The following is a 19,655-nucleotide window of genomic DNA, read 5'->3' as shown; positions in this document are numbered from 1 at the left end:
GCGACGGTATAAAAGATCCTTCGCTTCGCTCAGGATGACACCGGAGGGATCACACCACCTGGTCGCGGCGTTCGCGCAGGAAGCGGAAGAACTCGACGCCCTCGCGCAGGCGGCGCTTCATGGCGTCGGTCGAGCGCATCATCTCGCCCACGATCGAGGCGATCTTGCTGGGGCGGAAATAGAACTGCCGATAGAAGTGCTCGACCGAGTCGAACATCTGCTTGTGCGACAGGTGCGGATAGTGCAGCGGCGCGATCTGGATGCCGTGCTCGTCCACCAACTCAGCGTTGGCCTCGTCGAGCCAGCCGTTCTCCGTCGCCTGCTTGTGCAGGAAAGTGCCGGGATAGGGCGCCGCCAGTGATACCTGGATGGTGTGCGGGTTGGCGCGCTTGGCGAACTCGATGGTCTCCCGGATCGTGTCCGTGCTCTCGCCCGGCAGGCCGAGAATGAAGGTGCCGTGGATCAGGACGCCGAGTTCGTGGCAGTCCCGCGTGAACCGCTCGGCCACATCCACCCGCATGCCCTTCTTGACGTTGTGCAGGATCTGCTGGTTGCCCGACTCATAGCCCACCAGCAGCAGGCGCAGGCCGTTGTCCTTCATGATCTCGAGCGTCTTGCGCGAGACGTTGGCCTTGGCATTGCACGACCAGGTGAGACCCAGCTTGCCCATCTCGCGCGCAATCGCTTCGGTGCGCGGCGCGTTGTCGGTGAAGGTGTCGTCGTCGAAGAAGAACTCCTTCACCTGGGGCAGGGCTTCGCGCGCATAGCGGATCTCTTCCATCACGCGCTCGATGCTGCGCGTGCGGTAGCGATGGCCGCCGATGGTCTGCGGCCACAGGCAGAAGGTGCAGCGCGACTTGCAGCCGCGGCCGGTGTGCAGCGACAGGTAGGGATGCCGCAGATAGCCGTTGTAGTACTTCTCGATTTCGAGGTCGCGCTTGTAGACCGGTGTCACGAACGGCAGCGCGTCCATGTTCTCGATCATGGCGCGCTCGGCGTTGTGCACGATGACGCCCTGGTCGTTGCGATAGCTGATGCCGGTGATGTCCTTCAGCGGGATGCCATCGGCAACATCCTTGATGGTGTAGTCGAACTCGTTGCGCGCGACGTAGTCGATCTGCGCCCCGTCGCGCAGCGACCCTTCCGGATTGACCGCCACCCTGGCGCCGATCATGCCGATCAGCAGGTCGGGCTTCTTGGCCTTCAGGGCCGCCGCGACCTTCGCGTCGGACGAGAACGAGGGGGCCGACGTGTGGATCACAACGTGGTCGAAGTCCTTCACCTGGGCCAGGACTTCATCCAGCGTGGTGCCGTGCGAGGGCGCGTCGATCAGCTTGGAATTCTCGACCAGCGCCGCCGGCTGAGCCAGCCACACCGGGTACCAGAAGGATTTGACCTCGCGCCGGGCCTGGTAGCGCGAACCGGCGCCGCCGTCGAAACCGTCGAAAGAGGGGGCCTGGAGAAAGAGGGTTCGCATTGCCTGCATTCCTATGATGACGACATCGCCCCGCTTTTGCCGATGCGGAGTCGTTTGCCGCGCCAGTCCACCGTGCGCCCGAACAGGGACACCATGAACAACCCGAACGATAACACATCCCGCACCGGCAGGAACCAGAGCGGGCCGGCGCTCGCGCCGACTATATGGTCCAGCCGACGCTTCAAGAAAAGCCGCGCGATCACAATGAGCGCCAAAACCACACAAGCAGCAGGGGAAAATGTCAGGAGAAGGGCGCCCACCAGGCCCAGCGGCAAGGCGTGGGTTAGCGTACTGCCCCAGTGCCCGGCTGGATCGATGGTCCGGATGGTGCGGGCCCAGCGCAGTTCCTGGCGGATCACCGCGCCGACGGTGGTTTCCGTGCTGCCGTGGCTCACTGTCAGGGCGGGGTAATACACGGTAAGGCCCTTGGCACGGACCGCCCGGCCGATCTCGAAATCGTCGGCGAGGAAGTCGGCGAACGCCCCAAAGCCGCCGATGGTGGACAACGTGTCGCGGGTGAGCGCGATCGTGGATCCGAAGCAGGGATGGGCGAGCCCACTGGCGATGCCGAAGATCGCGTTGGGCAGAAACCGGTAGCTGACATCCATCGCAGCGAGTTGCGACCAGGCATTGGTCAACCCCTGGCCTATGTAGAGACACGAGGCCGCGCCCACGCCGGGGCGGTGCAGGCCGCTGACCACAGCCTGCAGCCAGCCTGGGCCCGCCGTGATGTCGCTGTCGGCCAGCACCAGCACATCGTGCCTGGCGTGCGGCATCATGTTGATGACGTTGGAGATCTTGAGGTTCGAGCCGTGCACGCGCGGATCAACCACGATCGTGATGTCACGGTCAGGGAAGCGGTTCCTGATCTGTTGTGCGACCGCATGAGCCGGATCATCGGCGGCGTGCAGCCCCAGGACCAGTTGCACCGGCGCGCCGTAGGCCTGGGTCAGGACGCTGGCCAGTGCCGCTTCCAGTCCTGGCTCTGCGCCGTGCAGGGGTTTCAGGACCGTGACGGCGGGCAGCGGTGTCGGTGCGGGATCAGGTGCACGGCGTAAGAGGCGGCTGGCAAGGAGCGCTGTCGCCACGGTGTAGATGCCACCGCACAGCGCCAGTGCCATGACGATCCAGCCGACGTAAGCGGTGACGAGCGACAACGTGCCGTTCCTCGTGTCCGTCGACCGGTGGTGCTGGTGACGGGTCGGACCGCGCCGCTCCAGCGGCGCTCTTGTCGATGCGCGCCATGAGGCGCCGCTGGAGCGGCGCGGTCCGACCCGTCACCAGGACGGTCGTTGCCTCTCGCCCGCCCCTGCGGACTACTTCTTCAGCCCCACCAGCCGTTCGAGCCAGTGGATGTTGTAGTCGCCGTTGACGAAATCAGGCTGCGCGATCAGGCGCTGGTGCAGCGGGATCGTGGTGTCGATGCCGCCGACGACGTATTCCTCGAGCGCGCGGCGCAGGCGCATCAGGCACTCGTTGCGGTTGGTGCCGGCGACGATGAGCTTGGCGACCAGGCTGTCGTAGTAGGGCGGCATGCGATAGCCGGCGTAGAGAGCCGAATCGACCCGCACACCCAGGCCGCCGGGGGGATGATAGTCGGTGACCCGGCCGGGCGAGGGCACGAAGGTCTCAGGATTCTCGGCGTTGATGCGGCACTCGATCGCGTGGCCGGCGAACTTGATGTCGGCCTGGGTGAAGGCCAGGGTCCCGCCGGTGGCGACCCGGATCTGCTCACGCACCAGGTCGATGCCGGTGATGGCCTCGGTGATCGGATGCTCGACCTGCAGGCGCGTGTTCATCTCGATGAAATAGAACTCGCCGTCCTGGAACAGGAATTCCAGAGTGCCCACGCCGCGGTAGCCCATCTCGCGGATCGCATCGGCCGCCAGGCCGCCGATGCGCTCGCGCATTTCCCGGTTGAGCGCCGGCGAGGGCGTCTCCTCCAGCACCTTCTGGTGGCGGCGTTGCAGGGAGCAGTCACGCTCGCCCAGATGCACCACGTTGCCGTGCGTGTCGGCCAGGATCTGGATCTCGATGTGGCGCGGCTTACCGAGATACTTCTCGACATAGACGGCGCCATTGCCGAACGCGGCCGTGGCTTCCTGGCGCGCCAGGGTGAAGGCTTCCTCGGCCTGCGCTTCGCTGTCGATCACCTTCATGCCGCGGCCGCCGCCGCCCGCGACCGCCTTGATCAGCACCGGATAACCAATCTCCTGGCCCAGCGCCTTGATCTCGTCGAGGTTGTCGACCGGTCCGGGCGATCCCGGCACCAGCGGCAGGCCGAGCTTGGCCGCCGTCTGCTTGGCGACGATCTTGTCGCCCATCATGCGGATGTGCTCGGGCGTGGGGCCAATGAAGGTGAAGCCGTGCTCCTCGACCAGTTCGGCGAAGCGGGCGTTCTCCGACAGGAAGCCGTAGCCAGGATGGATCGCATCGGCGCCCGTGATGGTGGCCGCCGACAGGATTGCCGGGATGTTGAGGTAACTGTCCTTCGCCGGCGGCGGCCCGATGCACACCGATTCGTCGGCCAGGCGCACATGCATGGCGTCGTTATCGGCGGTCGAGTGGATCGCGACCGTTTGGATACCCATCTCGTGGCAGGCACGGTGGATGCGCAGCGCGATCTCGCCGCGGTTGGCGATCAACACCTTGTCGAACATGCGATCGTCTCCGGAGCGGGCTAGCGGACGGACTGGGCGGCCGGCGCCATTCCGATCACTCCACGACCATCAGGACCTGGCCGAACTCGACGGGCTGCGCGTTCTCGACAACCACCTTGGTGACGGTGCCGGCTTTCGTCGCCTTGATCGGGTTGAAGGTCTTCATGGCCTCGATGATCAGCAGAGTCTGTCCAGCCGCCACCTTGTCGCCGACCGCGACAAAGGCCGGCTTGCCCGGCTCCGGCGCCAGGTAGGCCGTGCCGACCATCGGCGACTTCACGGCGCCAGGATGGTTGCTGTCGTCGGCAGCCGCGGCAGCGGATGCCGCCGCACCTGGCAGGGCGGCGCCGATCGCCGCGCCGGGCAGCATCATCGGTGCCGCGACCTGGGTGATCGTCCGCGACACCCGGATGCGGCGGTTGTTGACCTCGTATTCGATCTCGCTCAGCCCGGTCTCGCTCAGCATTCCGGCCAGCTTGCGCACGAGGTCGAGATCGTCCTGGTTCTTCGACATGTGTTGGTTCCTTCGAGGGGGGAAGTGGCCAGGTTGTTTTCAGGAAGGGATCAGCCGGCGCGCCAGCGCCTGCAAGGCGAACAGGTAGCCCTGACTGCCCAGGCCGGCGATCATGCCGATCGCCACCTGGCTGACGTAGGAGTGGTGGCGAAACGGCTCGCGGCGATGGATGTTGGACAGGTGCACTTCGATCACCGGCAGCTCGGCGGCGTTGAGCGCATCGAGGATGGCGATCGAGGTGTGGGTATAGGCACCGGCGTTGATCACGATGGCGGCATTGGTCTCGCGCGCCTGCTGGATGCGGTCGACCAGGGCGCCCTCATGGTTGCTCTGGAAGCACTCCACCTCCAGGCCCAGGCGCTGGGCTTCGGTCCGGCAGGCGGCCTCGACGTCGGCCAACGTCTCGCGGCCGTAGATTTCCGGCTGACGCTTGCCGAGCATGTTCAGGTTGGGCCCGTTGAGGATCAGGACGGGCTTGATTTGTCCAGCCATTTCAACCGTTTGAGGTTCCCTGCCGACAGCCGTGTATAGCCGCCGCTGGCCTTATAGCATGGCGCTTCGGCCCGGCAAGGCATGCGGGGTGGCGTCGCCTGGGAGATCGGCAGGGGATTTTTACCCTTCCCCACTTGCGAGGGAAGGTGGCGCGCAGCGCCGGATGGGGATGGTTTGACGGAACCAGGGCGTCGATGAGGGGTAATGTTTGGCGTGGGCATCCCTCATCCGCCCTTCCGGCACCTTCCCCCGCAAGCGGGGAAAGGTAGTAGACTCAGGCCGTCGTTACGCGGAGTGCGCGGGCATGGTCCATCAGCTTGTCCAGCAGCATATCCAGGGTCTTGCGCTCGCCGGGCGTCAGCCCTTTCAGCAGGCGGGCCTCGTACCCCAGCGCCAGGGGCGCGATATGATCGTGCAGACGGCGGCCGGCGGTGGACAGGCGCAGTGCCGACTTGCGACGGTCGCTGTCGTCGGTCGCGCGTTCGATCAGGCCGCGGTCGAACAGTCCGGCCGTGGCGCGGCTGACGGTGACCTTGTCCATGATGGTGCGCTCGCAGACCGCGCTGGCCGACAGCGGGGCGTAGCGGCCCAGGACGGCCATCACCCGCCACTGCGGGATCGTAAGCCGCGAGGGCTCGAAATACTGGTCATGGACCGAGGCGCTGACGAGCTGGCTGAGGATCGACAGGCGATAGGGCAGGAAGCGCTCGAGCGCCAGGGTCGGGCCTGCGGGCTTGGGGGAGGTCATTGGAGCCGCAATTCCATGAGTTAGTTGCAGTTGAAACCAATTAAGCGGGCTGGTAGTTTCATTTGAAACTAATTCGGGCGGCCGGTCAAACCCGTTGCGGCGCCCGGCTTCCGGAGGACGACATGGCTGCGAGCGTCACCGATCTTGCACGCAAGGACACCGATACGGTCAACCCGATGGGCACCGACGGGTTCGAATTCATCGAGTACACCGCGCCTGATCCGGCGGCGCTGGGCCGACTGTTCGAGAGCCTGGGCTTCGCCGCCGTCGCCCGCCACCGCTCGAAGAACGTGACGCTCTACCGCCAGGGCGACATCAACTTCGTGGTCAATGCCGAACCGGCGAGCTTCGCCCAGGGCTTTGCGCGCGTGCACGGACCCAGCATCTGCGCCATCGCCTTTCGCGTGAAGGACGCTGCGCATGCCTACAAGCGGGCCCTGTCGCTGGGTGCCTGGGGCGTCGAGGGCAAGGTCGGGCCGATGGAGCTCAACATCCCGGCCATCAAGGGCATCGGCGACAGCCTGATCTACCTGGTCGACCGCTATGGCGCCAAGGGCACGATCTATGACGTCGACTTCGACTTCCTGCCCGGCGTCGAGCGCAATCCCGCCGGCCAGGGACTGACCTATATCGACCACCTCACCCACAACGTGCATCGCGGACGCATGGACGAGTGGTCGGCGTTCTACGAACGGCTGTTCAATTTCCGCGAGATCAAATACTTCGACATCGAGGGCAAGCTGACCGGCTTGAAGTCGAAAGCGATGACCAGCCCGTGCGGCAAGATCCGCATTCCCATCAACGAAAGCTCCGACGACAAGTCACAGATCCAGGAATATCTGTCGGCCTATCACGGCGAGGGCATCCAGCACGTGGCGCTGGGCAGCGACGATATCTACGCCACTGTCGAAGCGCTGCGCGCGCAGGGCGTGGTGTTCCAGGATACGCTCGACACGTATTACGAGGGCATCGACAAGCGCCTGCCGCAGCATGGTGAGGACGTCGAGCGGTTGAAGCGCAACAGCATCCTGATCGACGGCGCGCCGACCGCCGACGGCGGCAGGCTGCTGCAGATCTTCACCACCACGGTCATCGGTCCGATCTTCTTCGAGATCATCCAGCGCAAGGGCGATGACGGCTTCGGCGAGGGCAATTTCCGGGCGCTGTTCGAGTCGATCGAACTCGACCAGATCCGCCGCGGCGTGCTTAAGGCTTGACGTCCCTCTCCCGCATGCGGGAGAGGGAGGGGCCCATCGCGCCAGCGATGGGAGGGTGAGGGATCTCACACGAGGGACCTCGTCCTTGGGCCCTCACCCGCCGAGCGCCGGCGCGCTCGTCGACCTCTCCCGCATGCGGGAGAGGTGAGCCATGGGGAGCACGATGAAGTTCTACGGCTATTTCCGTTCGTCGGCGGCGTTTCGCGTGCGCATCGCGATGAATCTCAAGGGCATCACGCCCGACCTGGCGTTCATCCACCTGCGGCGCCAGGAACAGACCTCGCCGGACTACACCCGCATCAATCCGCAACAGCTGGTGCCGACCCTGGTGCTGGATGATGGCACGGCACTGGCGCAGTCGCTGGCGATCCTCGAGTACATCGAGGAAACACACCCCGAACCGCCGATCCTGCCGAAAGATCCGGCTGGCCGTGCCCGCGTGCGGTCGCTCGCCATGATTCCGGCCTGCGAGGTCCATCCGATCCAGAACCTGCGGGTCCTGGGCTACCTGGGCCAAGCGTGTGGCCAGGACGAGGCCGGCAAGCAGGCCTGGGCCCGGCACTGGATCGATGTCGGCTTCACGGCGTACGAGGCCTCCGTCGCCGGCCATCCGAAGACCGGCCGCTTCTCGCATGGCGATACGCCCACCATCGCCGACATGTGCCTGGTGCCGCAGGTCTTCAATGCCAAGCGCTTCGGCAACGATCTTGCGAAGTACCCGACTCTGATGCGCATCTTCGACACCTGCATGGCGCATCCGGCCTTCGACCGGGCACAACCCTCACAGCAGCCCGACGCCGAGCCGTGATGGCGGGCGTACCGGCCCGCTGCCAGGACGCCCAGGTCGATCTCACGCCCATCCCTCGCTGCCAATGAACATCGTGCCCTGCACGATGACGGTTTCTTCACTCCCGTCGTCGTAGGTGATGGTGAACCGCTTGTTGTCCCTGGTGGAGATCGTCCACACCTTCTTCTTCGGACTTTCGGGCTTGGGGTTGTATGGGTTCTGCCGGGGATGGGCGCTGATGGGAACGGTGGCCGGCAGGCTTGAGAAGGCCGCCGGGTTGTGGCGCTTGAGGTACATGTTCATCAGCATGATGGCGTAGACCGTCCTGGAGACGGAGGATCGGTAACCCTGTGCGCGATCGACGCGCCCGTCGACCAGCATGCTGTTGCCGGCGCTCTTCGCGTCCATCTGGAACCGCTTGATCCAGCTGACGGTGATGGGGCCGATGTACCCATCCATTGCCAGGCTCGCAGCCTGTTCGCGGTAGATGCCACGCAACAAGTATTGCACCAGCTTCACGTCATCGCGCGCATTGGGCGCGTTCAGTCCAACGGCCTGCTCGACGTTGTAGATGACCGTGAAGCCCGGATTGCCGGTGACAGGCTGAGCATAGGGCATGAGCCACTTCCTCTCGTCTTGCCAGAGGTATCGGCACACGACAGGAATCTTCGGCGACATGGCCCGTCGACACTGCGCGCGCTGCTGCACTGTGCGGTTCCCCTCGTTCCCGCGCGTCAACCCAGAGGTTGACGGCGTCTGCGATTTCCGAGGCGCTTCGTCCGGATGATCACAACGAGATGACCCAGAGCGCGCTTGCGCCCAAGAGCGGCGTACCGCAGGGTGATGACGCGCGGACATGACGCGTCGGTTTACGGGGAGCAGGGCAACGATGGCTGGTCCTTACTCGGCGCGCGCAATGTGCGTCGCCTTCTGTGTCGGGCTCGCCTGGTCAACAATCGCCGTCGCGCAGGACGCCGCGCCGCCGCCATCAGCCAGCCGGAAGACCGCGGCGCCGGATGGACGCAGTGACGCACCGGCAGCCGCCGAGCGGCTCCGTCTGCCAGCCGATGCCTCGACGCAGCACGTCCTTGATCTTCCCGATCGAAAGCTGTCGTTCACGGCGACTGCCGGCTCGATTCGTCACTATGACGACAAAGGCGAACCGCAGGCTGACGTCGCCTTCACCGCTTATCTACTCGACGGTGGCGATCCGCGCGCCCGCCCGGTGACGTTCCTGTTCAACGGCGGGCCGGGCAGTGCGTCCGCGTGGCTCCAGTTCGGCGCCGCCGGTCCGTGGCGCCTGGACATGGGCAAGGACGCCGCGGTGCCGTCAGCGCCGGCCGACCTGTTGCCCAACGCCGAGACCTGGCTCGACTTTACCGACCTGGTGTTCATCGATCCGGTCGGCACCGGCTACAGCCGGTTCCTGGCCAGCGGCGATGCCGTGCGCAACCGGTTCTTGTCCGTCGACGGCGATGCGGCGTCGGTGGCGCTAACCATCCGCCGCTGGCTGGAGAAAGCTGGCCGCCTGACGTCGCCGAAATTCGTCGTCGGCGAGAGCTATGGCGGCATCCGCGGTCCGCGGGTGGTGCGCACCCTGGAGACGGAGCAGGGAGTCGGCGTGAAGGGCCTGGCCCTCGTGTCGCCGGTACTCGACTTTCGCGACTTTTCCGGATCCAGCCTCCTGCAGTATGTCGCGCGGCTGCCCACCATGGCGGCCGTCGCGCGCGAGCAGAAGGGGCCTGTCACGCATGCCGACATGGCCGATGTCGAGCAATTCGCCAGGACTGAATTTCTTGTCGACCTCGTCAAGGGCGAGGCCGATGCTGAGGCGACCACGCGGCTGGCCGACCGTGTCGCGGCCCTGACGGGGATCGACCAGGCCGTCAGCCGCCGCCTCGCCGGTCGTTTCGACCAGGCCGAATTCCGCCGTGAATTCGATCGCCGCAGCGGCCGTGTCCTGGGGCGCTACGATGCGTCGGTGTCGGGGATCGACCCCTATCCTGGGTCGAGCTGGTTTCTGTTCGATGATCCGTCCGGGGATCCGTTCGCGGCACCGTTGACCAGTGCCGCGGTCGATCTCTACACGCGCAAGCTCAACTGGCGGCCGACCGGATCGTACCACCTGTTCAATCCTTCGGTATTGCGGGCCTGGAACTACGGCCGCGGCATCGATCCGGCCGAGTCGGTCGGTCACCTGCGGCGGATTCTCGCCTTGGACCCCAAACTGAGGCTGCTGGTGGCGCATGGCCTGTTCGATCTGGCGACGCCGTATTTTGGCTCGAAGATCGTGCTTGATCAGTTGCCGGCCTACGCTTCACCCGACCGCGTCAAGCTCGTGGTCTATCCCGGCGGCCACATGTTCTATACTCGCGACGCCTCCCGCCAGGCGTTTCGCGCGGAAGTCCAGGCGCTGATGAAATAGAAGGGCGCTTGTCGGTCGTGTATGACATCCGGCGTGAGAATGTCCCTGAGTAGGCGGAGGCCGGGATGCGGTGGCGGCGGTTCGTGGTGGGTACGTCGGCGATCGCTGTGCTGGTCTGGAGCGCGATTGCTGTTGCGCAGAACCTGGTCGAGCGCGAGGCACGTGCCCTGCTCGACGCCTGGGTGCGCACGCCGCCGGCGCCGTTCACGGGTTTCAAGTACGGTGCAGTGCGCTTCGATCTGGTAGCGCGCCGCCTCACGGTGGCTGAGATCGAACTGACAGGTGCGCCGGATACGGAGCGCGTGACGATCGAGTCGGTATCGGTTGTCGATCCGCAGCCGTTTGCTCTCGACAATGCCATCAACCCGGGCCGTTACAAGGACGGCAGAGGGCAAGGCGACTTCGCTCAGGTCGCCAGTCAGATCGAGGCCCGCAACATCGGGATCGAATCGACCGACGGCGAAGCGACTGTGTCGACGGTGGCCACCGGTGCCGTTGCGCTGCGTCAATTCACGCGGGTACCGACCGCTCAGCTTTTCAGTGACGATGCCGGCAAGATCGTCGGGGTCATCCTGCCCGGCATTCGGGCGACGGAAATCGTCGTCAGCGGTGTTGCCGCGCGCAAGGATTCCGGCGGCGCGAGCGCGGCGCGCGTGACGGTGCGCGGCATCGATGCGGGCCGCGTGGGCGAGGCCCGGGTCGATGACCTGCGGTTCATCGACAAGGATGACGCGCGGGAGCAGGGCGCTGTCACCATCGGGTCAATCACGATCGCCGGCGTTGACCTGACGCCGGCGTTGCCTGACATGGCAGCCGGCCGTGCGGTGTCGGCGACCGATCCCGAGCGACGGCCGCGGTTTGATCGCTGGGAAGTGCTGGCCGTTGGTGGTCGGGCGTTGGCGGCGCACGGCTTCAGCCTGGCGCGCGTCGGTGCGACGGTGTCGCGGCCGGTCGACGGCGCGATCGAACGGGTCGGCTTTTACGCTGATGGAATCCGGCTGGCGACTCCTGGTCAGGCAGAATCGCCGGTGGCGCGCATCCTCTCGGCGCTGGGCTATCCGGCACTGACGGGCACGATCGCGTGCACCAGCGACTCCGACAACAGCCGCAAGAACTGGACGGTGCAGCCCTGTGCGTTGTCGGTTCCCGGTGCCGGGACACTGTCCCTGACCTACGCTTTTTCGGGCCTCGACATCAGTGCGCCTGCCGGCGCGGACGGCGCCGAGGCTCTGATGGAGTCGCTTGCCACCGCGTCATTCGACTGGCTCCGGCTTGCGTTCAAGGATGAAGGCGTGGCCGATCGCGCCATTGCCCATGGATCGCGATCGGCAGGCCAGCCCGAAGATGCGTTCCGGCGGGCGCTGGCCGCGCAGATCCGCGACGGCGCCGATGCCTATGGCGGCGGTTCGCCGCGCGTGCGTCGGGTCGTGGATGCCGTGTCGGCCTTCATCGATCGCCCGGGCACGCTGACCATCGCGCTGGAACCGGGCGCACCTGTCGCGCTCGGTAGTGTCGATCTCGGCCTGCTGGCCGATCCCGCGGTGGCTGCCGATCGGCTGGGACTGACAGGAGCGCATGCACCGTAGCGTCGGCCGCGCCAGGTCCCGTCCACCGAAATGGCCGCCAGGGCAGTGCTTGATACTGAAACAACGATAAGCCAATCTGTCGATATCGAAGGATGCTGCTGACCGAACGGCAGCTGCCGCGCGCAACGGGGGAGGGGCGAATTGAACGATTCCTCGAAGCCGGCGAGGCGTCGCGGGTCCCGCCGCCGTAGATTGGTTCGCACGGTGCTGGTGGCGTGCGTGGCCGCCGCGTTGCCGGTGGCCGTGATAGCTCAACAACAACAGCAGGCGCCGGTCGTTGGCGTCGTGCAGGCCGAGCGCCGGCCGATCACGACGTCATTCGATTTCGTGGGACGCATCGAAGCGATCGGCAAGGTCGATCTCGCGCCCGGGTGACTGGTTTTCTCCAGGCGCGCACCTTCGAGGAAGGCACCGAGGTCACGGAGAATCAGTCGCTGTTTCGCATCGAACCGGCGCAGTTCGAGGCCGATGTCGAGCGGCGCAAGGCCGAGCTGGCGTCGGCCCAGGCCACGCTCGAGAACGCCAAGATCCAGCTGGGCCGCGCCCGGGAACTGGCGCGCACGCAGGCGGGACCACAGGCGCGCGTCGATGACGCCCAGGCGGCCGAGCGCCAAGCCGACGCCCAGGTCCAGAGTGCGCAGGCGGCGCTGCGGCAGGCCGAGATCAATCTCGGCTACACGGATATCCGCGCCCCGCTGGCCGGCAAGATCGGCCGATCAATCTTTACCGTCGGCGCCGTGGTCGGGCCGGATTCCGGTGCCCTGGCGACGATCGTGAGCCAGGATCCGATGCGGGTTGCCTTTCCGATCTCCGTGCGCGAAGGCTTCGCGATCAGGGACCGCCTGGGCGCCGGCGCCGGGCCGAACGACGTGCAGGTGCGGATCAAGCTGCCCGACGGCTCGGACTATCCGCACCTCGGCAAGATCGACTTCGTCGACAGCCAGGTGGATCGCGCTACCGATACGGTGTTGGTGCGGGCGACGCTTGCCAATCCGATGAAGCGCCAGGGCAGCGGCAACGAACGCGACCTCATTGACGGGGCGATTGTCACTGTGCGGCTTGAGGGCCGGGAGCCTGCATTGGTCGTCACCATCCCGCGCAGCGCCCTGCTGGTCGATCAGCAGGGGCCGTACGTGTTCGTGGTTGACAAGGAGTCGCGCGGACAGATCCGCCGCGTACGCCTGGGCCAGAGCACGGCCGAGATCGTGGCCATCGAGTCCGGCCTCGAGCCGGGCGAGACGGTGGTCGTCGAGGGCATTCAGCGCATCAGGCCGGGTCAGCCGGTCCAGGCGGCACCGGTGACGCCGGCCGTTCGTCAGGAACGGCTACCGCGATGATCGCCGCGCTGTTCGTCGACCGGCCACGGCTGGCGATCGTCATCGCGATCGTCATGACCATCGCCGGCTTGTTGTCGATGTCGCGCATCCCGGTCTCGCAGCTGCCCGACATCGTGCCGCCGCAGGTCCAAGTCAGTACCGCCTACCCCGGCGCACCGGCATCGGTTGTCGAGGAGACGGTGGCGCAGGTCATCGAGCAGGCGGTCGTCGGTGTCGACCAGATGATCTACATGAAGTCGTCGAGTGCCAACGACGGCTCCTATTCGCTGACGATCAGTTTCGAACTGGGCACGAATCCCGACATCAACGCCGTCAACGTCAACAACCGGGTGCAGGCCGCGCTCTCGCGGCTGCCGTCCGAGGTCCAACGCGCCGGCGTGACGGTCCAGAAGCGATCGTCCGCCATCCTGCAGTTCATCGGCGTCTATTCGCCCGGCGGCAAACTCGATCCGCTGGTTGTAAGCAACTATGCCGTCATCAACGTCGTCGACGCCCTGAAGCGCGTCCCCGGTGTCGGTGATGTCTTCGTGTTCGGCCAACTCGACTATGCGATGCGGATCTGGTTCGAGACCGATCGCCTGACGGGACTCAACCTGACGCCGGCGGACGTCATTACCGCCATCCAGAGCCAGAACGCCCAGGCGGCGGCCGGCCGTATCGGCGCACGTCCGATTGCCGACGACCAGCAGTTCCAGCTCAACATCCAGGTCAAGGGCCGACTGACGACGGCCGAGGAATTCGGCAACATCGTCATCCGCGCCAACGCCGACGGATCGCTCCTGCGCGTGCGCGACGTGGCACGCATCGAACTGGGCGCCAAGTCACAGGACGTGACCACGCGGCTGGACGGTGGGCCGTCATTGGCGATTGGCACCTACCTGGCGCCGGGCGCCAACGCCGTGCAGGCCGCCGCCAAGGTGCGCGAAACCATGGACGGCTTGAAGCGGCGGTTTCCCGAAGGCCTGGCGTGGAAACCGATCTACGACACGACCTTGTTCGTGACGGCGACCATCGAGGTCGTCATCCATACGCTGTTCGAGGCGTTCGTCCTGGTCGTGCTGGTCGTGTTCCTGTTCCTGGGCAACCTGCGCGCCACCCTGATCCCGACGATCGCCGTGCCCGTCAGCCTGGTGGCGACCTTCATCGTGCTCAACGCGATGGGCTATTCCGCCAACACCGTGTCGCTGCTGGCCATGGTGCTGGCCATCGGCATCGTGGTCGACGATGCCATCGTCGTGGTCGAGAACGTCGAGCGGGTGCTGGAGGAAGAGCCCACGCTGACGCCGGCCGAGGCGACCAAGAAGGCGATGGGCGAAATCACGGCGCCCATCATCGCCATCACCTTGGTGCTGTTGTCGGTGTTCGTACCGGTCGGGTTCATCCCCGGCATTACGGGCGAGCTCTTCCGCCAGTTCGCGGTCACGATCAGCGTCGCCATGCTGTTCTCGGCGGTCAACGCGCTCACCCTGTCGCCGGCCTTGTGTTCGGTCCTGCTGAAGCACGGCGGCACCAAGCCGGCGCCGATCCGCTTCATCCAGACCTGGATCGATCGCATCCGCGACGGCTACGGCCGTGTCGTCGGCCGCCTCGTGCGGTTGGCCATCTTCAGCCTCGTGGCGACGGTGGTGTTCGCTGCGGTGACGTATTTCGCTGCCCGGATGACTCCCAGCGGCTTCCTGCCGGAAGAGGACCAGGGCGCGTTCTTCATCCACGTCCAGCTGCCCGACGGCGTGAGCACCGGCCGCACCGAAGCCGCCGTCAAGGACATCGAGACGATCGTCAATGCCCTGCCGGCCAAGCAGGACGTGCTGTCGGTCGTCGGCTACAACTTCATCGACGGATCGGCACAGTCCAACGCGGCGTTCCTCGTCGTGACGCTCAAGCCGTTCGCCGACCGCAAGACGGCAGCCGATACCGTCTTTGCGTCCATCCGCCAGACGGCTGGCGCATTGCAGTCGGTGCGGGTCGCGGTGGCCTTTCCGTTCAACGTGCCGCCGATCGCGGGACTGGGAACGGGTGGCGGCTTCGAGTATCAGCTGCAAAACCTGGAAGGCCGCGATGCCGCCGACATGGCGGCCGTGATGCGCGCCTTTGTGGTTGCCGCCAACCAGGATCCGCAGCTGGCACGGGTGAACTCGACCTTCTCGCCGACGGCGCCCAGCCTTTTCCTCGACGTCGATCGCGACAAGGCACAGACCTTGGGCGTCAGGATCAACGACATCTTCGCGGCGCTGCAGTCGACGTTGGGCGGCTTCTACGTCAACGACTTCAATCTGTTCGGCCGCACCTGGCAGGTGCAGCTGCAGGCCGAGGCGCAGGACCGTGACGACATCGACGACATCTTCCGCATCCAGGTGCGCAACGCCAGCGGCCAGATGGTGCCCATGCGCAGCCTGGCGGAGCTGCGGGTGGTGCAGGGACCGCAGACCATCACGCGCTACAACAACTTCCGCAGCATCAACATCTCGGGCACGCCGGCGCCCGGGGTGAGCTCGGGTGATGCACTGCTGGCTGTCGAGCGGCTCTCCGACCGCTACCTGCCGGCCGGCTACGGCTACGAATGGACGTCGATCGCGTTCCAGGAGCGACGCGCATCCGGCCAGGTCGGCGCCATCCTGGCGATGGCGGTGCTGTTCGCCTACCTGTTCCTGGTGGGGCTCTACGAGAGCTGGACCATCCCGGTGCCGGTCCTGCTGTCGGTCACGGTGGCGGTCCTCGGTGCCTTCGCCGGCATCATCCTCGCTGGCCTGACGCTGGATCTCTATGCTCAGATCGGCATCGTCGTGCTGATCGCGCTCGCCGCCAAGAACGGCATCCTGATCGTGGAGTTCGCCAAGGAACAGCGCGAGAAGGGCGTGCCGCTGCTGGAGGCGGCGACCGAGGGATCGCGCCTGCGGTTCCGGCCGGTGATGATGACGTCGTTCGCCTTCATTCTTGGCCTGGTGCCGCTGGTGTGGGGCAGCGGCGCATCGGAGGTCGCCCGACGGTCGGTGTCGACGCCGGTGTTCACCGGCATGCTGGCGGCGTCGCTGCTGGGTATCTTCGTGATCCCGATGCTGTACGTGACATTCCAGGCTGGTCGCGAGAAGGCCAAGGCGCGCCTGGCCGCCGGCCTGTTCAGCAAACGCAAGCCGGCCGCCGAAACGCAGGAGACGTCCTCGACCTGATCAACCAGCGTGCAGGGCGCGATAGGCCGACGGGCTCAGCGCATAGGCTCGACGAAATGCGCGGCCAAGCCGATCGAGCGAACCGAAGCCTGTTGCCATCGCCACACGCTTGGGCGTGCGGCCGGCCTCCAGTAGCGTGCGCGCGCGATCCAGGCGCAGCCGCTCGACGAAGGCCGCTGGCGTCGCACCGACATCGGCCGTGAAGCGGCGATGGAAGGTGCGCGGCGCCTGACCGGCGCGCGCGGCGAGCGCGTCCAGCGTCAGGTCTGCGCTCAGGTTATCGCCCAGCCAGGCGACGAGATCGGCGTAGCCACCGCCTTGCGCCTCCAGCACGGCAGAGAACTGCGACTGATGGCCGGCGCGTCGCATCTGCAGCACCAGACGGCGGGCCACTGTCACGGCCGTGTCGCGCCCGAGGTCCCGCTCCAGCAGTGCCAGCGCCATGTCGATGCCGGTCGACACGCCCGCTGATGTCCATACCGGCCCGTCCTCGACAAAAAGCGACTCGGGATCCACGGCGATGGTCGGAAAGCGCCGCGCGAGTTCGTCGGCCGCCTGCCAGTGCGTGGCCGCCCGCCTGCCGTCGAGAAGTCCCCAGGCGGCGAGCGCGAAGGCCCCGGTGCAGGTTGAGCCGAAGCGTCGCGCGCGGGCGGCCGTCGCCTTGTACCAGTCCTGGACAGCGGGACGAGCGATCAGCCGCCCCAGCGCCTGGAGCAGACCACCCGGCACCAGCACGGTGTCGACATCGGTTTCCGTCAGCGTCGCCAGGGGCAGCGTCATCAGCGCTACGCCGCCGCGTGTTGTGACGGGGCCGCCATCCTCCGAGACCATCACGACCCGGTAGGGTGGCTCAGGCATGAACTCCGCCGCTTCGGCAAAGACGGACGCCACGCCGCTCACATCCAGAAGCTGGGCGCCTTCATAGACAAGAAAAACAACGGTGCGCACGGTCGGTCCGGTTGGCAAGAAAACGCGAAAGTATGTCATTTATGCCAAACCATGTCCTGGCTACACAAGGGGCCGCACTGACCTGGGTATGGGACAACGACGATGATCGAGCCTCGCTTCGTGACAGCCAACAGCCTGAGATTCGCGTACCTGGAGCGAGGCGAGGGGCCACTCGTGCTCATGCTCCACGGCTTCCCGGACAACGCCCATACATACCTGCCGCAGATGGATGCGCTTGCCGCCGCCGGTTATCGGGCCGTGTCGCCGTACCTGCGCGGCTATGCGCCGACCGAAATCCCGTCGCAGGGGAATTGCGATCCAAAGACCCTGGCGCAGGACGTCAAGGGTCTGATCACGGCGCTCAACCCGGGTGGCCGGGCGTATGTGATCGGCATGGATTGGGGCGGCACCGCGATCCAGGCAGCGCTGGTGCAATGCCCGGAACTGATCGAAGCGGCGGTGGTCATGAACGCCGCGCATCCGGCGACACTGTCGAAGTTCGCGACTGATCCCGACCAGGTGCGGTCGGTCTTCCACTTCTGGTTCTTTCAGGCCGACGTCGCGGCCCGCGCACTCGCGGCCAGCGACCTCGCCATCGTCGATTATCTATGGAAGCTCTGGTCACCCGGCTACGACCCCGGCGAGCACGTCGTGTCGGTCAAAGCCACGCTCGCGGCGCCAGGCGTGTTGCCGGTCGTGCTCAGGTACTATGACGGTCTCTATCAGGCAGCCGGCGCCCGCACGTTTCCGATGGCCGAGATCAGCGTGCCCACGCTGTCCATTTTCGGCGCGCATGATCCCACGGCGAAGTATTCGGCGATGGAGGCAGCTTACTTCAAGGGACCCTACAAGCGGATCGTCATGCCCGATGTGGGGCATTGGCCGCATCGGGAACGACCTGATGAATTCATGACGTGCGTGCTTGACTGGTTCCGTTCGTCGAGATCGGAACGTCGCTCTGTCGAGCGGGCGATTTGAAGCCGTTGCGACGACGCTGTAAGACAGCGCGATGCCGGACGACAGCCATCCCAGCATAACGCCGACTATTGAATGGCGTGGCGCCTTCGACAATGCGGAGTTGAACGCTCTTCACGCCGAGGGCTTCGAGCATCGTGTTCTGGAAGATGACTGGTGGGGGCAGGTCAACCGCCACAGCCTCGGCTGGGTTTGCGCGCGAAAGTCAGGCCGCTTGATCGGCTTTGTGAACGTGGCCTGGGACGGCGGTGTGCATGCCTTCCTGCTCGATACCCTGGTGACGATTGCGTGCCGCCGACAAGGCTTGGCATCGGCGCTGGTTGAAGAGGCAGTCCAGCACGCCCGCGCTGCCGGCTGCGAGTGGCTGCACGTCGACTTCGATCCGCACCTGCGCGACTTCTACTGGAAACGTTGCGGCTTCCGTCCGACGGACGCCGGCCTTATCGCGTTGCGTTAGTTCTGGCTGCCGGCGATGGACAGCGCATCGACGCGGCCGTCCGACACGCAGTTGAGGAACTCGACCAGACCGTAGGCCTCTTCCTCATAGTCGTCGATCACGACCTCGGCCTGTGGCGTCTTCTTGTTGCGAGCGAAAATCTGGGCTTCGTCGCTCACGCCGTCATCGACTCGGGCGGGACCGCGGAAGCAACCCGTATTGGCCAGTTCAAGAAAGCGGTTTTCGATCTTGCCGAAGGCAGCGGAAGGGAAGGGATCGAGGCCCTGGCCTGTGACGACAAGGCGCTCGCCGTCGCAGATCTCCGTCAGGTCGGTCAGGGGCATCGCGGATCGTGGCAGGCGGATCTCGTCGTCCTTCACGTAGTCCGTGAAATCGGTGCGCGTCGTGGTGCGTTCGTCCGCGCCCTCGACGAGAGAGAAGCGGATGCCGCGCACGATCTCCGAAAAGATCGTGCGTGGCGGCAGGGCATCGGCATCGGGTCCGGGCCCGATCAAACGCCGCAGTTCTTCAAAGGCGGCCAGCGGTGTGTGGTGCAAGCCGATGATCAGCCGCAGGCTTGCCGTCAGAACATTGTGATGAAGGCCGTCAGCTTTTCCCTTGAGCGTCAAGCCACCCGCTCGCGACCAATCCGCCGTCATCGATGCCGAGGCGCGCTCGGCGAAGAAAGACCATGCGAAGAATCCCAGCCGCAGCGCGCCCTGCATCTCCTTGACGGCATCGGCGACCGTCCGGCGGTGATCGGCGAAACTGTCCGAGGCGGCAAAGGCCTCGGCGTAGTCGACGTCGATCTGAAACCGCCGCACGTAAAGCGGGACGGCGCCCGCGGGCGCGACCAGGGTCGCGCCGAGCATCGTCCCGGACATGG

Annotated in this window: 18 protein-coding genes; 9 read left to right on the top strand and 9 right to left on the bottom strand. The window is 65.8% G+C overall.

Annotated elements, in window-relative coordinates; translation table 11 throughout:
* Nucleotides 1-49: 49 nt before the first annotated feature.
* From hpnJ to FQU96_RS33210, 6 genes are all read right to left on the bottom strand, one after another.
* Nucleotides 50-1,477, bottom strand: a complete 1,428-nt coding sequence (hpnJ, locus tag FQU96_RS33235) for a hopanoid biosynthesis associated radical SAM protein HpnJ (protein WP_146545692.1) — start codon at nt 1,475-1,477, stop codon at nt 50-52.
* An 11-nt stretch (nt 1,478-1,488) separates the two neighbouring features.
* Entirely contained in the window at nt 1,489-2,634 is a 1,146-nt protein-coding gene (hpnI, locus tag FQU96_RS33230) for a bacteriohopanetetrol glucosamine biosynthesis glycosyltransferase HpnI (RefSeq protein WP_146545691.1), read from the bottom strand.
* Nucleotides 2,635-2,793: 159 nt separating this feature from the next.
* Nucleotides 2,794-4,137: an acetyl-CoA carboxylase biotin carboxylase subunit gene (accC, locus tag FQU96_RS33225; RefSeq protein ID WP_146545690.1), complete on the bottom strand. Its 1,344-nt coding sequence runs from the start codon at nt 4,135-4,137 to the stop codon at nt 2,794-2,796.
* A 55-nt stretch (nt 4,138-4,192) separates the two neighbouring features.
* Nucleotides 4,193-4,651: an acetyl-CoA carboxylase biotin carboxyl carrier protein gene (accB, locus tag FQU96_RS33220; protein WP_146545689.1), complete on the bottom strand. Its 459-nt coding sequence runs from the start codon at nt 4,649-4,651 to the stop codon at nt 4,193-4,195.
* 39 nt (nt 4,652-4,690) lie between these two features.
* The gene (gene aroQ, locus FQU96_RS33215) at nt 4,691-5,143 is read right to left on the bottom strand and encodes a type II 3-dehydroquinate dehydratase (protein ID WP_178130859.1); all 453 of its coding nucleotides are present in this window, start codon (nt 5,141-5,143) and stop codon (nt 4,691-4,693) included.
* Nucleotides 5,144-5,417: 274 nt separating this feature from the next.
* Nucleotides 5,418-5,891, bottom strand: coding sequence for a MarR family winged helix-turn-helix transcriptional regulator (locus tag FQU96_RS33210; protein ID WP_146545688.1), 474 nt, complete (start codon nt 5,889-5,891; stop codon nt 5,418-5,420).
* Nucleotides 5,892-6,013: 122 nt separating this feature from the next.
* On the opposite strand from FQU96_RS33210, the gene hppD reads away from it, so the two are divergent.
* Nucleotides 6,014-7,108: a 4-hydroxyphenylpyruvate dioxygenase gene (gene hppD / locus FQU96_RS33205; RefSeq protein ID WP_218574978.1), complete on the top strand. Its 1,095-nt coding sequence runs from the start codon at nt 6,014-6,016 to the stop codon at nt 7,106-7,108.
* Nucleotides 7,109-7,259: 151 nt separating this feature from the next.
* Nucleotides 7,260-7,916, top strand: a complete 657-nt coding sequence (gene maiA / locus FQU96_RS33200) for a maleylacetoacetate isomerase (protein WP_255468696.1) — start codon at nt 7,260-7,262, stop codon at nt 7,914-7,916.
* Between the two features lie 42 nt (nt 7,917-7,958).
* Here maiA and FQU96_RS33195 read toward each other — a convergent pair whose 3' ends face one another.
* Complete coding sequence (locus tag FQU96_RS33195) at nt 7,959-8,513, bottom strand: peptidoglycan-binding domain-containing protein (protein WP_146545687.1); 555 nt, start codon at nt 8,511-8,513, stop codon at nt 7,959-7,961.
* Nucleotides 8,514-8,784: 271 nt separating this feature from the next.
* Between FQU96_RS33195 and FQU96_RS33190 the strand changes: the two genes are divergently transcribed.
* The 5 genes from FQU96_RS33190 (at nt 8,785) to FQU96_RS33175 (ending at nt 16,410) form a co-directional block, all read left to right on the top strand.
* A complete protein-coding gene (locus FQU96_RS33190) occupies nt 8,785-10,320 on the top strand; it encodes a S10 family peptidase (protein ID WP_146545686.1) in 1,536 nt (511 codons plus the stop codon).
* A 65-nt stretch (nt 10,321-10,385) separates the two neighbouring features.
* Nucleotides 10,386-11,906, top strand: coding sequence for a hypothetical protein (locus FQU96_RS33185; RefSeq protein ID WP_146545685.1), 1,521 nt, complete (start codon nt 10,386-10,388; stop codon nt 11,904-11,906).
* A 219-nt stretch (nt 11,907-12,125) separates the two neighbouring features.
* Nucleotides 12,126-12,281: a hypothetical protein gene (locus FQU96_RS42885; protein ID WP_255468695.1), complete on the top strand. Its 156-nt coding sequence runs from the start codon at nt 12,126-12,128 to the stop codon at nt 12,279-12,281.
* Entirely contained in the window at nt 12,278-13,243 is a 966-nt protein-coding gene (locus tag FQU96_RS33180) for an efflux RND transporter periplasmic adaptor subunit (protein WP_255468694.1), read from the top strand. Before FQU96_RS42885 ends, FQU96_RS33180 begins: the two co-directional genes overlap by 4 nt.
* A complete protein-coding gene (locus FQU96_RS33175; protein ID WP_146545684.1) occupies nt 13,240-16,410 on the top strand; it encodes an efflux RND transporter permease subunit in 3,171 nt (1,056 codons plus the stop codon). The genes FQU96_RS33180 and FQU96_RS33175 overlap by 4 nt, the downstream gene beginning before the upstream one ends.
* Here the strand turns inward: FQU96_RS33175 and FQU96_RS33170 are convergent, their stop codons facing one another.
* Nucleotides 16,411-17,358, bottom strand: coding sequence for a GlxA family transcriptional regulator (locus FQU96_RS33170; protein ID WP_218574976.1), 948 nt, complete (start codon nt 17,356-17,358; stop codon nt 16,411-16,413).
* A 102-nt stretch (nt 17,359-17,460) separates the two neighbouring features.
* On the opposite strand from FQU96_RS33170, the gene FQU96_RS33165 reads away from it, so the two are divergent.
* Entirely contained in the window at nt 17,461-18,336 is an 876-nt protein-coding gene (locus FQU96_RS33165; RefSeq protein ID WP_146545682.1) for an alpha/beta fold hydrolase, read from the top strand.
* A 31-nt stretch (nt 18,337-18,367) separates the two neighbouring features.
* Entirely contained in the window at nt 18,368-18,790 is a 423-nt protein-coding gene (locus FQU96_RS33160; RefSeq protein ID WP_178130858.1) for a GNAT family N-acetyltransferase, read from the top strand.
* Here FQU96_RS33160 and FQU96_RS33155 read toward each other — a convergent pair.
* On the bottom strand, nt 18,787-19,653 hold the full coding sequence (locus FQU96_RS33155; RefSeq protein WP_146545681.1) for a hypothetical protein: 867 nt from the start codon (nt 19,651-19,653) through the stop codon (nt 18,787-18,789). The genes FQU96_RS33160 and FQU96_RS33155 overlap by 4 nt on opposite strands.
* Between the last annotated feature and the right edge of the window lie 2 nt (nt 19,654-19,655).

Origin of the sequence: Reyranella sp. CPCC 100927, assembly GCF_007859315.1 — a bacterium.
Taxonomy (GTDB): Bacteria; Pseudomonadota; Alphaproteobacteria; order Reyranellales; family Reyranellaceae; genus Vineibacter.
The sequence above is the reverse complement of the archived record's forward strand: the minus strand, read 5'-3'. Positions and strand labels throughout refer to the sequence as shown.